The organism is Streptomyces adustus (assembly GCF_009377175.1).
Lineage (GTDB): Bacteria > Actinomycetota > Actinomycetes > Streptomycetales > Streptomycetaceae > Streptomyces > Streptomyces adustus.
In genome coordinates, this window is record NZ_VJZD01000267.1 from 1 (window position 1) to 12,788 (window position 12,788).

Here is a 12,788-nt window from a genome sequence, read left to right on the forward strand (position 1 = left end):
GGGAGGAAACAGTGGGGGAGGGGGCGGTCGGCTGCACGCGTACGGCCGTCACGCCGGTGCCGCTGATGCTCTCCAGCCCGCCGCCGACGGCCAGCAGACGGCCGCCCTCGTCCGTCACCTGCACCGGGATTCCCTCCCGCGCGCCCTCCGGCAGCGTCAGCCGGGCATCACCCCCGCGCCAGGTGGCGACCCCGAGGGCGATCCTGCGGGCGGTGTCGTTGGCCTCGCTCTGCGCCTGCCCGGTGAGGTTCGCGCGCAGCGACATCAGCACCGCGATCCCGGCGGCCACCAGCGCGACCGTCACCACGGCGGTGGCCCACAGCACCATCGTGGCCTTGACGGAGCCGAACAGCCGCCCCTTCACGAGGCCGCCATCCGGTAACCGGCGCCGCGCACGGTCTGGATGGTGTCCGTGCCGAGCTTGCGGCGCAGCGTGCTGACGTACACCTCGACGATGTTCGGGTCGCCGTCGTAGGCGAAGTCCCAGACGTGCTCCAGGATCTCGGGCTTGCCGACCACCTGTCCGGCCCGGGTCGCGAGCTGTTCCAGCACGGCGAACTCCTTCGCGGTGAGCGTCACTTCCGTATCGTCGCGGCACACCCGGCGGGCCGCCGTGTCGACGACGAGTCTCCCGAGGCGCAGCACCGGCGAGGCGCCGGCGGAGCCGCGGCGGCGCAGCAGCGCCTTCACCCGTGCCACCAGCACGACATAGGAGAACGGTTTCGTCAGGTAGTCGTCGGCGCCGGTGTCCAGGCCTTCCGCCTCGTCGTACTCGCCGTCCTTGGCCGTGAGCATCAGGATCGGTACGTCGTGGCCCGCCGCGCGCAGGGCCGCGCAGACGCGGTAGCCGTTGAGGCCCGGCAGCATGATGTCGAGCACCACCAGGTCGTGGACGCCCTCGGCGGCCAGCCGCAGGCCCTCGTTCCCGTCGTGGACGACGTCCACGGCGAAGCCCTCGGCCCGCAGGCCCTTCGCCAGCGAGAGCGCGAGCCGCTTCTCGTCCTCCACGATCAACAGGCGCATGTCCCCAGCCTCCCAGACGGAACCTGAAGGGATCTTCAGGTGGCTTCAGGTGCCCTTCAGCTTTCCCCAGGCACATTGACGTCATCAAACAGCAGGACACAGACAACACACAGGCCGGGCAGCCGTCCGGCCGGGGAGGCTCGACATGAAGCGCACCGCGACCATCGCCACCGCCCTCGTGACCGCCGTACTCATCGGCGGCGGTGGGTACTCGGCGCTCGCCACGGGCGGCACCGACCGGCACGGGGCCGGTCCCGAGGACCGGCCGTCCGCCACCGCCGCCCCCTCGGTGTCCCCGTCGTCGGCCTCCCTGACGGCCGCCCAGGCGGCGGCCGCCGCGCGCAAGGCTTACCCGGGCACCGTCGTGCGGGTCGAACTCGACGACGACCACCCGGGTTTCTGGGAGGTGCACCTTCTCGGCGCCGACCAGGTCCGTCGCGAAGTACGCGTCGACGTCCGTACGGGCGCCGTCGTCCTGGACCGGCGCGGCGGCGACGACCGCGCGAGTGACGACCACGGCACGCACACCGGAGCCGACGACCACGGGGTGCGCGGCGAGGGAGGCGACCGCGGCGGGCGTGCCACGGCCGGGGACGACCGCGGGCGCGGAAGCCGCGGACACGACGACGCTCCGGGCGACGACCGCGGTGGTTCCACGGCCGTCGGCGACGACCTCCCGGGTGACGACCACGGGGTCCACGCCGGCGGGGACGACCACGTGAACGCGGGTGACGACCACGGCGGTGACGACAGTGGCCACGGCCGGGGCCACGGCGGCGACGACCACTGACGGAAGGGGCCGAGGCGTCGGCACCGCCGTCGGGCCGTCGGGCTGAAGACGCCGACGGCCCGACGGCGGTCAGTCCGAGGTCAGCAACGTCCTTGCCACGGCGCGGAGTTCGGCGTCCGGATGGGTCTCCCCGCGCAGCCGTGTGTCGCCGAGCAGGCGGCGCGGGGAGTCGGCGAAGGAGCGCAGGGTCGGGCCGAGTTCCGCGGGCACCCGGCCGGTGGCGGCGAGGGCCTTGAGGGCACTGAGACCGACCGGCGTGGCGCCGACCAGCGCGACGAGGACGGGGACGGCGCGGTCCGGGGACCCGGTGATCCGGTGATGGGCCTGTGCGGCCGCCATCCGGGTCCAGTCCCGCTCGTCGTCCAGCAGCGGCTCGATCGACGGCAGCAGCGGAGCGGCCGCGCCGCCCAGCGGCTCCAGACGGCTCAGGTACCAGTGGGACCGGCCCCGGCCCGAGAGCAGCGGCTCGAAGACGCGAAGGACCGTGTCGAGGTCACCGGTCAGCTGGTGGTGGGCCACGGCGGCCGCGGTGGTCAGCGAGCCGTCGGTGTCCTGCGTGGCCCGGTGCAGCAGATCGGTGATCTCCCGTGTCCGCACGCCGTTGTGTCCGAGTCTGCGGGCGGCGACGATGGCAGCGCGACCGGTGCGCAGGCAGTCGACGAGTTCGGGTTCGGCCCGACGGGCCGCGGCGCCGAACGGCGCCAGCGCCTCGATCAGGGCGATGCCCGCGTTGCCGGTGGCGCCCGCCGCCAGCTCGCGGCGGATCACGGGTATCAGCAGGTCGGCCGCGTCGGGAAAGCGCCGTGTCGCCGCCGCGATGAGCTGGGCGCCGGGCCGGCGCAGCACCAGGTCCAGGGCTCGGGGGTCGCGGGACCGGGTCAGGGCGAGGAGCGCGGGCTCGGCGCTCTCCTCGTCGGTGACGGCGTACCGGTGCAGGGTGTTCCTGAGGTCGGTGCCGGGCTCGGGCAGGAAGTCGATCCAGGCGGCGACGGAGCGGAGCCGGCCGGTGAGGGCGCGAGTGTCCTGCTGGTGCGGAAGGGCGGCCAGCAGCAGGTTCAGCACCTCGGCCTCGCGGTCGCGCCATTGCTCGGCGATGTCCTGGGCCAGCCAGGAACCGTGCGACGCGTGGTCGCCGGCCGCGATCCAGCGGGCGGCCACCGTGAGGCCGCTGTCCGGATCCCGGGTGAGCAGGCGGGTGAGCCGCTCCTCCTGGGTAGTGGTGTCCGACCACGGGAAGTCGTCCTCCCGCCCGGTCTCGGGGCCGTCCTCGGCGACGACCTCCACCAGCTCCGCCGGGTACGGCGGTACGGACCGCTCCATGCCGAGCAGTGCCGCCGCCAGCCTGACCTCGGGCAGCGGATGGTCGAGTGCCGCCGTCTCCCGGCCGAACCGGTCGAGGGCGACCAGCGCGTCCGCGCGCACCGCCGGGACGGGGTCGTCGGCGTACAGCGTGTCGAGCCGCGCCACGACATGGTCGCGCGGCCGCGCCGGGATCAGGTCGGCCACGGCCGCGACCGTCCGGATCGCCGCCCGGCGCACCGCCCGTTCGTCGTCGTCGAGGCAGGGCAGCAGCTCCGGGAGCACGCGGCAGAGCTCGGCGCAGATCGCGGCGGTCGGACTGCCGGGCCAGCGCGGCGAGTCGACGGCCGTCGGGTCGTGGTCGGCGAGGACGGCGAGCATCATCAGCAGTTCGTCGCGCTTGCCCGGGGCGTGCAGGACGGCGTGGGCGAGGAAGGCAACGGCCGGTGCCGAGGCGTCGTAGACCGTGCCCTGGTGGTGGATGGTGCCGTACAGCTCGTCGATCGCCTCGGCGGCCGATTCCTCGTCCTCATAGAGCGCCCTGATCAGTTCCGGCACGTCGGCGGCCGGGCCGTAGGCGTGGGTCAGGTCGTGCCACGGGACGTTGTCCAGTTCGGCCGGAGATTTCATGGTCGGCGCTCCTCGGGCGATCAGGTGCACCGACCCTATCGATCACCACTGACAGGCCCGCGGCGCGGACGGCCGCCGTCCCTCCGTATCGTCACCGACAGCGAATGTAACGCCTGCTACATTCGATGCTGTGACAGTGACTGATCCGCAGCTGCGATGGCTGGTCCTGGTCGTCAGACTGCCCGCCGAGCCCTCCCGGCACCGGGTGGCGGTCTGGCGGGAGCTGCGCAAGGCGGGCGCGCTCTCCCTGGGCCAGGGGGTCTGGGCCGTGCCGGACGTGCCCGCGTTCGCCGAAGGCATGGAGCGCGCCGTCCGGTTGACGAACGCCGCGGGCGGCCAGGCCATGACCCTCCAGGCGACCGGACGCGCACCCGAGGACGCGGCCGGCTTCGAGGCGATGTTCACGGCCGCGCGCAGCGCCGACTGGGCCGAGTTCCTCGCGGACTGCGGCAAGTTCGAGCAGGAGATCGCCAAGGAGATCCGTATCGCCAAGTTCACCCTCGCCGAACTGGAGGAGGAGGAACAGAGCCTGGAACGGTTGCGCCGCCGGCACCGCGACCTGACGGCGCGTGACGTCTTCGGCGCGCCCGAGGCCCCGCGGGCGGCCGAACGTCTCAAGGGGTGCGCCGCGGTCTGCGAGGACTATGCCGAACGCGTCTTCGCCGCCCTGCACCACAGCCCGGGGAGCCGGCCGTGACGACTTCGCCCCGCACCGGCCGTGTCGGCGTGTCCCGACGGTCCGTGTGGCCGCTGTACGCCGCCGGGTTCACCACCGCCTTCGGCGCCCACGCCGTCGCCGCCAACCTCGGCGGCCTGTCCCACGACGCGGTGACCTCGCTGCTCGTCCTCGGCGGTCTGCTCGCCCTGTACGACGGCGCCGAGGTCGTACTCAAGCCGGTCTTCGGCTCGTTGGCCGACCGGATCGGTGCGAAGCCCGTCCTCCTCGGCGGCCTGGTCTTCTTCGCCGCCGCCTCCGCCGTGTACGCGGTCGCCGACAGTCCAGGCTGGCTGTGGGCCGCCCGTCTGGGGCAGGGCGCCGCCGCTTCCGCGTTCTCCCCGGCCGCCTCCGCGCTGGTCGCCCGCCTCCACCCGGCGGCCAAACGAGGTCGTGCGTTCGGCAGTTACGGCTTCTGCAAGTCCCTCGGTTACACCCTCGGCCCCCTGCTGGGCGGTGTGCTGGTCTGGGCCGGCGGACTGCGACTGCTGTTCACCGCGACAGCCGTCCTCGCCGCGGTCGTCGCGCTGTGGGCCGTGCTGCTCGTGCCCGCCGTGCCACCGCTGCCCAGGCGCCGCCAGACCCTCGCCGACCTGGCCCGCAGGCTCGGCGACCACAGCTTCCTCGCCCCCACCGCGGCCCTGGCCGCCGCCACGGCGGCGCTGTCGGTCGGCGTCGGGTTCCTGCCCGTCTCGGGGGCCGCCGCCGGCCTGGGCACGGTGGCGACCGGCGCGGCCGTCTCCGTCCTGGCCGCGTGCGCCGCCGTCGTCCAGCCCTGGGCCGGCCGCGCCGTGGACGCCGGACGCCTGACCACCCGTACGGGTCTCACCGCGGGACTCGCGATCACCGCGGCGGGACTGCTCTGCGCGACGCTGCCGGGCCTGACCGGCGTCCTGACCGCGGCCGTGGTGATCGGAGCGGGTACCGGACTGATCACCCCGATCGGCTTCGCCGCGCTGGCCGGCGGCACCCCCGAGGAGCGGATGGGCCAGACCATGGGAGCGGCCGAACTCGGCCGGGAACTCGGTGACGCCGGAGGCCCGCTGCTGGTGGCCTCGGTCGCCACCGTCACCACCCTCACCGGCGGCTTCGCCGCCCTGGCCGTCCTGCTGGCCCTCGGCCCGCTGTCCGCAGTCGCCGGACGATCCCGCACCGGCCCACCACCGCGCTGAACAGCCGACGGTCAGGGCAGCCCGACCGGGGCGGCGGTCAGCGGCTGACCGTTCAGCTCCGTACAGCCCTCCTCGTCCCACCACACCCGGCCCTGCTCGGTGAGATAGGGGCGCAGACCGCGGACCTCCGTGCCCTCGTGGAGCGACTGCGCGACCGCGTGCAGCAGGCTGGACAGGTCGGGCCAGGAGTCGGTGAAGTCGCCGCCACCGCCGTGGCCCGCCCACCCGAGGCGCCCCGTGTCCGGGCCCGGACGTTGGTCGATCACCTGCGCCGCGCCGTCGGCACTCTCGGCCCAGGGCACCCAGAGCGGATGCCACCAGGGCTCGTCCTCCCAGGGCCGTTGCGTCAGACCGTCGTTCTCCGTCGCGACGCCCATGCAGGTCTGCCAGTGGTCCACGATGCCGTGCACCGCCAGCGGGGACTGCTCCGGCAGGATGGTCGTCCAGCCGGTCACGCCGTTGTGGCACCGCAGGGAGTCGGCGAGATCATCGGGCAAGGGGGTGCCGAGAGCCGCCTCCGCCTGCCGCAGCTCGTCCGGTGTCGCCGGCGGCTCCAGGCGTACGAAGTCTGCGGCCGCGTGGACCGCCAGCCAGCCGTCGATCCGACGCCAGGACTCCGACGGGGGCGATATCTGCTGTGCCATGAAGCCATCCTGCCCTCCAGGTCCGGCGACGCGCAGGTGGGCGACCGGGTCCACGCCGTGGCCGGTCCCCGGAGAGCTGCCGTCACCGTGCCTCGCGCAGGGTGAGGATGTACGTCGCGGTGAGGGCGACGGCGCGGTCCTCGTCCCGGGTGAGCCCCGTCAGGGCCTCGGACGCCGTACTGCCCGGGATGTCCGCGAGCGCCTGGGTCAGCCGTCGGCGCGCGGACGGTTCGAGGGGGCCGTGGGCGAGGCGGTCCACGAGCGCGTCGGCGATCCGGTCGGCCAGTGCGGGACGGGCCGCCAGCATGCCCAGTGCGTCGGCCGCGTCGACGTCGTTCGCCCCCTCGACGGCCATGTCGACGAGCGTCGGCACCGCCTCGGCCACTCCGCGTGTCCCGAGCGCCAGCGCCGCGTGCCTGCGGACCACGAGGTCGGAGCTGCCGAGGGCGTCCCGCAGCAGGGCGGTCGACTCGCCGTCCGCAAGCTCCGCGAGGGCCTGGACGGCACGTTCGCGCACCGCTGCCTCCGGCGCGTGGAGGCCGTCCGCCAGCAGCGCCGACGCGTCGGCGTCCGAGCGCGCCAGGGCCCAGCGCAGGGCTCCGGCGGCATTCGGGTCCGTCTCGCTCAGCACCGCTTCGACCAGGGCCTCCACCGGCAGCGGGCCCTCGGCGGCCGAGGACAGGGCCGCGCGCTGGCGCCGTCCGGCGCTCTCCGACGCCAGCGCCTGGAGGAGCGCGACGATCTGAAGGGCCTCCTCCCAGCCTGCGGGCTCCGCCGCGTCGAGCCGTCGCAGCCGGGTGAGCAGCGCCGTCTCGGCCGCGATGCGTTCTCGCGTCTGGCGGATGAGATCGTCCACGAGATCGGCGGGCCGGAAGCCGGGATCGTCCAGCGCGCGCCCGACCTCGCGCAACGACAGTCCCAGTGACCGCAGGCTCTCGATGTGGAAGATGCGCCGGATGTCGTCGTCGGAGTACTCGCGATAACCGGAAGCGGTACGCCCCGTGGGGCGCACCAGGCCGAGCGAGTCGTAGTGCCTGAGCATCCGTGCGCTGACCCCGGACCGTCGTGCCACGTCACCGATCAGCACGGCCTACCCCCCTTCCTGGCCGCTCGTGCCGAGGACCGCGACACGCTTCGCCTCTTCGATCGCGAACTCGAAACCGGCGTCCGGGTCGCGCGAGAGCCGTTCCGTGGCGTGCGCGTGCCGACGCACGAGGGGATCGGGGTCCGCACCCGCGGCGCGCACGGCCGGGAGCATCGCCTCACCGAGCGCGATCAGCGCCCGGCTGAGACTCAACTGCGTCTCCCGTCCGCCGCGCCCGAGCTGCGAGGCCAGCACCCCGGCCAACTCCCCCTCCCCACCTTCGGGTACGAGCACGACCGCGGCCCGCCATGCGCTGCGGGCCACCTCGTCGTCGGCGTCGGACATCAGCGCCCGGGTGATCGCCGGCCAGGCCCGCCGGTCTCCGATCTTGGACAGGGTGTGCAGTGCCTGGCTGCGTGCCTGTGCCCGTGGCGAGCGGAGCTCCCCGAGCAGCGCCGGGACCGTGGCCGACGCCGGGTGCCGGGTGAGCGCCCAGGTCAGCATCTCGCGCACCTGGAACTCGGGCTCGATCGCGCAGCGTTCGACGAGCTTGTCGACGCACCGGGGGTCCGGGGTCGTGCCGATCGTCAGCGCCGCCCGCAGCCGCACCGACGAGCGGCCGTCCGCCAGCCCCCGCAGTGCTCGGAACCCGTCCGTCTCCTGTTTCGCCATGGTCATCGGGACCACCTCCCTGGCCACAGTGAAGACCTTGTCACGATGTCAAGGTCAAGGACGGCCGCGCCACGGGATCACCACGCTCCGTCGCGACGACGACCCCTCCAGATTGGGGATGGGCGGGTGCCCAAGACAAGGCTGCCGGGGCGGCGCGGAGTTGGACACGCTGGGATCCGCTCACCGGTGCCGACCGCCCGGCGCAGCGCTGTCCGGGTACGGTCGAAGAGGGGAAGTCGTCATGAGCAAGTTCGCGCGGGGCGGGGGAAGGCGGAAGGCCACCGCCGCCGGTCTCGTCATCTCCGGCATGGTGATCAGTGCCTCGGTCGCGCCGGTCACCGCCCACGCAGCCGTTCCGGCCTTCCCGGACAACATCACCATCTTCCCGGACCGGGACTTCGTCTCGATCGACGGCTTCGCCGAGCACGCGGGCGAGCAGGTGACCATCGAGGTGCAGCGCCCGCATGTCGGTCTCATCGGTTCGGCCACCGGCAGGATGGCGACGGCGGACTCGATCGCGGCGGGCAACCCGGCCATCGAGGTCAACCACCCCGGCGGCCTGTGCTGGGGGGCCGGCGGCGGCCTCCAGGTGACCCCCGACATCCGGGCCGGCGACATCGTGTCGGTCAAGTTCGGCGGCACCGTCGCCGCCGACGCCACGACCCTCGACGTCGGCGTCACCGGCGGAGCCCTGACCACGCCGACCACCCTGGTGATCCAGGGGCGGCTCGGCCCCGAGGTCGACCCGACGTTCCTGGAGCACCGGATCATCGAACCGGCCCTGCGCAACACCGACGTGGCCCGACGCGACGTGCGGGCCGTGCCGGGACCCCTGGCGAACGCGCCGAAGGGCGGCTACTCCTCCGGCGTGCAGGTGGCCGCCGACGGCAGCTTCACCGCCACCTACGAGTTCCTGAGCGACAAGACCGCGGCCGTCGCCGCCGAGGGCCTGTACACGGTGACGACCTGGCAGGACCAGGACGCCGACGGCAACACCCAGGGCGTGACGATCTCGGAGTTCGGCGAGGTGGGCGGGCCCGGGATGGGCGGCTGCCCGGCCGGCGCGGTCCAACAGGGTCCGGTGTCGCCCACCGGTGTCGTGGTGCGCGCCGAGGGCGACGCGACCTCGGTGAGCTGGACCCCGCCCCGGCAGACCCCTGGTGCGGCGCCGATCCTCGGCTACACCGTGCGCGCCGTCGACCGGCTCAGCCGCAACGGCGTGCAGGGCGAGATCGGCGTCCGCGTGAACGACCCCGACGCGACCTCGGTGATCCTGCCGGGCTCCGTCGAGGGCAAGCGGATCGAGGTCAGATCGTTCGGCGAGGCCGGTGAGTCCTGGCCGCCCGCGCTGCCCGGCGACACCGTCTCCGGTGACTTCACCCCGCCGACCGTCACGGCGAGGCCCGCCGGCGGCGTCTACACGGCCGACACCCTGGTCACCCTCACCGCCGACGAGCCGGGCTCGGAGATCTACTACACGCTCGACGGCTCCGACCCGCTGGAGGCGGGCACCACCGGGCCCGCGGCGACGCTCTACACCGGACCGTTCGAGCTGAAGGCGGCCGACGGGCCCAGGACCGTGCGGTTCGTGGCCTTCGACCCGGCCGGCAACGCCTCGCAGGCCCGGCTGGAGAAGTACACGTTCGGCACGACCCGGGCGCCGGGCGCCCCGCAGTCGGTGACCGCGCAGGGCTCCAACGCGAGTGCCACCGTCCGGTGGACGGCGCCCGAGGACCCGGGCAGCTCGCCGGTCACGGGCTACGAGATCACCGCGACGCCCGACTCCGGCGCGCCCGTCACGACCACCGCCGGGGCCAGCGCCTCCAGCCTGCTGCTGACCGGGCTGAGGAACGACACGAAGTACACCGTGACGATCGTCGCCGTGAACGCGGTCGGCAGGGGCGCCTCGTCCGCGCCGGTCGAGGTCATCCCCGCGGTGCCCGCGGTCGACAAGCTCGCGATCACGCTCGCCAAGTGGAAGGCCGGAGACCTGCGCCTCGAAGGCACCGGGTCCATTCCGGGGGCGTCTCTGACGCTGCGCGTCGGCGGCCCGGACGGCCCGGTGTTCGCCTCCAACGTGATCGTGCAGCCGGCCGCGGCGGGCGCGGTCAACGGCACCTGGAGCCTGCGCCTGCGCACCGGCCTGGGCACGGTCCAGAACCCGAGCCCGGTCTACATCTCCTCCAGCAAGGGCGGAGTCCTGGACAAGGTGACCCTGCCGAACGGCTAGGGCCCGTCCGCCGGTTCATCCCGCGGACCCGACCGACCCGCGCCCCGGCGGGAAGCGTTCGCCGTACCCGCGAACGCCGACCTCCGAGGCGCCCACCCGGGACCGGTGCGGCTGGAGGAAGCCCCTACTTCACAGCCGCCCCGGCCCGGCCGGGCGGCCGGTGGACCCCCCTTTCCACCGGCCGTCCGCGCCTTTCGACCGTCCGGTCGTCTCTCCTCAGCGGTGCATTCAGGAACACCGCGGGCCGTCCCACGGCCGAGGAGCACGACCGGTGCACCAAGGCAGGACCGAGAAACCGAGAAGACCAGGGCATCCGCGACTCCATGGGGGAGAGGGGGGTGCCCGAGCCGCCGTCACGGCGGCCCACCATGGGGGTGAACCCAACACATGCACGACAACGCGCTGTCCAGGCGTGACCTGATGAAGTACGGCGTCCTCGCGTCGGCGGCCCTGGCCCTGCCGCTCGAACACGTCGTACGCGCCAAGACGGCTTCGGACCGGATCGCGATCAGCAAGTTCCCGAAGCCGTTCACCGTGCCGTTCGCGGTACCGCCCGAGGCCGTACCGACCAAACGGTCGAGCACCACCGACTACTACACGGTCACGATGCGCAGTGCCATGACCGAGATCCTGCCCGGCATGAAGACCGAGACCTGGTCCTACGACGGGTCGTTCGGCGGCCCGACCATCCGGGCCACCCGGGGCCGGCCGGCCGTCGTCCGGCACGTCAACGAGCTGCCCCGGGTGCACCCGCGCCTGGGCTACGAGTCGTGGACCTCGGTCCACCTGCACGGATCGGCTTCGCTGCCGGAGTACGACGGCTACGCCAGCGACGTGACGCGCACCGGCGAGTACAAGGACTACCACTACCCGAACACCCAGGACGCGCGCACCCTCTGGTACCACGACCACGGTGTGCACCACACGGCCGAGAACGCGTACATGGGCCTCGCCGCGATGTACACGATGACCGACGCGCTGGAGCAGTCGCTGCCGATCCCGCACGGCCGCTACGACGTGCCGCTGATCATCCGCGACGCCATGTTCGACAGCAACGGCCAGCTGCTGTACGACGACGGCGGCCACTCCGGGATCTTCGGCGACGTCATCCTGGTCAACGGGCGGCCCTGGCCGGTGATGAAGGTCGAGCGGCGCAAGTACCGCTTCCGGATCCTGAACGGCTCGATCTCGCGGGGCTACAAGTTCGCGCTGAGCACCGGCGATCCGTTCGTCTTCATCGGCACCGACGCGGGTCTGATGCCGCAGCCCCGCTCGGTGACCAGCTACCGGCACGGCATCGCCGAACGCTACGAGGTGATCATCGACTTCGCCAAGTACAAGGTCGGCCAGCGGGTGGTGCTGAAGAACCTCGGCGTGCCGAACTCGGAGGACTTCGACACCACCGGCGACGTGATGGCCTTCGACGTCGCCGGCGATGCCACCGACCTGTCCGGCAACTCCATTCCGGACGTGCTGAACCCGAACGCTCCGGCGATGGACCTGACCGCCGCGATGGCGACGAAGACCCGCCGGTTCGAGTTCATCCGCACCAACGGCATGTGGACCGTCAACGGCAAGACCTGGTCGGACGTGATCGCCTCGAACTACGAGTACGTCTGGGCCGATCCGGGGCTCGGGGACATCGAGATCTGGGAGTTCGTGAACAAGTCCGGAGGCTGGTGGCACCCGGTCCATGTGCACCTGGTCGACTTCAAGATCCTCGACCGCAACGGCGCGGCGCCGTCGCCGTGGGAACTCGGCGGCAAGGACACCGTGTACGTCGGTGAGAACGAGACCGTGCGCATGGTGGTCAAGTTCGGCCCGAACACCGGGCGTTACATGATCCACTGCCACAACCTGGTGCACGAGGACCACGACATGATGGCCCAGTTCCGGGTCGGGCCGCCCGCCGAGGTACACCACCCGGTGTACGCGGCGCCCGCCGCGGCCTGTCCGGCCCCGATGGCGCTGGGATACGACGATGACTCCATCGGCTGAGGCGCTCCCCGCCGAGGCGGCCGCGGCGGTGCCGGGCCCGCGATCCGGCCGGTATCTCACGGACCGCCGCCTCGGGGCGCTGCTCTGCGTCGCCGCGAGCGTCGGGGACCTGGTGGTCTTCCAGCAGAACCTGGCGAACGGACTGGCCGTGTCACTGCCGTTCCTGGCGGCGGCCGTCGTCCAACTGGCCCTCGCCTGGCGGGTGTGGGCCTCGCCGCGCACGGCCGAGGCCCTGGCCGCGGTCCTGGTGCTGGGTCTGCTGATCGGTCTTCAGGTTGTCGCCGTACGCAGCGGTGCGACGAGCCCGGGGCCGCGCGAGGAGCCGCTGCGGGCCGGTCCGCTGGCGACGGTGGCGCTGTTCCTGCGGCTCGCCGCACTGCCGTGCCTGGTGCGTGCGCTGTCGGGCCGCGGGCGGTCCTGGGCCGTCAACGGACTCCTTCTCATCGGGGCGGTGGTGTGGACGCTCAGGCTGAGCGGCCTGCTGGGATGACAGGGCCGGGGCGGCGCGCGGTACGACGGTCCGTCGTACCG

The 12,788-nt window shown here is 73.1% G+C and carries 11 protein-coding genes and 1 pseudogene; 6 read left to right on the top strand and 6 right to left on the bottom strand.

Features of this window, described 5'->3' with window-relative positions:
* Together FNH09_RS38915 and FNH09_RS38920 are read right to left on the bottom strand one after the other, a co-directional pair.
* Positions 1-364 (bottom strand): annotated as a pseudogene (locus FNH09_RS38915) (two-component sensor histidine kinase); the annotation flags it as partial.
* Complete coding sequence (locus FNH09_RS38920) at positions 361-1,023, bottom strand: response regulator transcription factor (RefSeq protein ID WP_152894593.1); 663 nt, start codon at positions 1,021-1,023, stop codon at positions 361-363. The gene FNH09_RS38920 and the pseudogene FNH09_RS38915, both read right to left, overlap by 4 nt.
* A 145-nt stretch (positions 1,024-1,168) precedes the next feature.
* On the opposite strand from FNH09_RS38920, the gene FNH09_RS38925 reads away from it, so the two are divergent.
* The gene (locus FNH09_RS38925) at positions 1,169-1,813 is read left to right on the top strand and encodes a PepSY domain-containing protein (protein WP_152894594.1); all 645 of its coding nucleotides are present in this window, start codon (positions 1,169-1,171) and stop codon (positions 1,811-1,813) included.
* 69 nt (positions 1,814-1,882) lie between these two features.
* Here the strand turns inward: FNH09_RS38925 and FNH09_RS38930 are convergent, their stop codons facing one another.
* A complete protein-coding gene (locus tag FNH09_RS38930) occupies positions 1,883-3,742 on the bottom strand; it encodes a hypothetical protein (protein ID WP_152894595.1) in 1,860 nt (619 codons plus the stop codon).
* 130 nt (positions 3,743-3,872) lie between these two features.
* On the opposite strand from FNH09_RS38930, the gene FNH09_RS38935 reads away from it, so the two are divergent.
* Positions 3,873-4,439: a Chromate resistance protein ChrB gene (locus tag FNH09_RS38935; protein ID WP_162469751.1), complete on the top strand. Its 567-nt coding sequence runs from the start codon at positions 3,873-3,875 to the stop codon at positions 4,437-4,439.
* Positions 4,440-4,483: 44 nt separating this feature from the next.
* Positions 4,484-5,629 (top strand): MFS transporter, encoded by a 1,146-nt coding sequence (locus FNH09_RS38940; RefSeq protein ID WP_162469754.1) that lies wholly within the window; start codon positions 4,484-4,486, stop codon positions 5,627-5,629.
* A gap of 11 nt (positions 5,630-5,640) precedes the next feature.
* Here the strand turns inward: FNH09_RS38940 and FNH09_RS38945 are convergent, their stop codons facing one another.
* The 3 genes from FNH09_RS38945 to FNH09_RS38955 all read right to left on the bottom strand — a co-directional run bounded on the left by FNH09_RS38945 (position 5,641) and on the right by FNH09_RS38955 (position 8,035).
* Positions 5,641-6,273 (bottom strand): SMI1/KNR4 family protein, encoded by a 633-nt coding sequence (locus FNH09_RS38945; protein WP_152894596.1) that lies wholly within the window; start codon positions 6,271-6,273, stop codon positions 5,641-5,643.
* An 82-nt stretch (positions 6,274-6,355) separates the two neighbouring features.
* Positions 6,356-7,360 (bottom strand): MerR family transcriptional regulator, encoded by a 1,005-nt coding sequence (locus FNH09_RS38950; protein ID WP_162469752.1) that lies wholly within the window; start codon positions 7,358-7,360, stop codon positions 6,356-6,358.
* A 3-nt stretch (positions 7,361-7,363) separates the two neighbouring features.
* Positions 7,364-8,035, bottom strand: a complete 672-nt coding sequence (locus tag FNH09_RS38955) for a HEAT repeat domain-containing protein (RefSeq protein WP_152894597.1) — start codon at positions 8,033-8,035, stop codon at positions 7,364-7,366.
* Positions 8,036-8,270: 235 nt separating this feature from the next.
* On the opposite strand from FNH09_RS38955, the gene FNH09_RS38960 reads away from it, so the two are divergent.
* The 3 genes from FNH09_RS38960 (at position 8,271) to FNH09_RS38970 (ending at position 12,747) form a co-directional block, all read left to right on the top strand.
* Positions 8,271-10,259 carry a fibronectin type III domain-containing protein gene (locus FNH09_RS38960; protein WP_162469753.1) on the top strand — a complete coding sequence of 663 codons (1,989 nt, stop codon included), beginning with the start codon at positions 8,271-8,273 and terminating at the stop codon, positions 10,257-10,259.
* A 387-nt stretch (positions 10,260-10,646) separates the two neighbouring features.
* Entirely contained in the window at positions 10,647-12,257 is a 1,611-nt protein-coding gene (locus FNH09_RS38965; RefSeq protein ID WP_152894599.1) for a multicopper oxidase family protein, read from the top strand.
* Positions 12,241-12,747 carry a hypothetical protein gene (locus FNH09_RS38970; protein ID WP_152894600.1) on the top strand — a complete coding sequence of 169 codons (507 nt, stop codon included), beginning with the start codon at positions 12,241-12,243 and terminating at the stop codon, positions 12,745-12,747. The genes FNH09_RS38965 and FNH09_RS38970 overlap by 17 nt, the downstream gene beginning before the upstream one ends.
* Positions 12,748-12,788 lie beyond the last annotated feature (41 nt).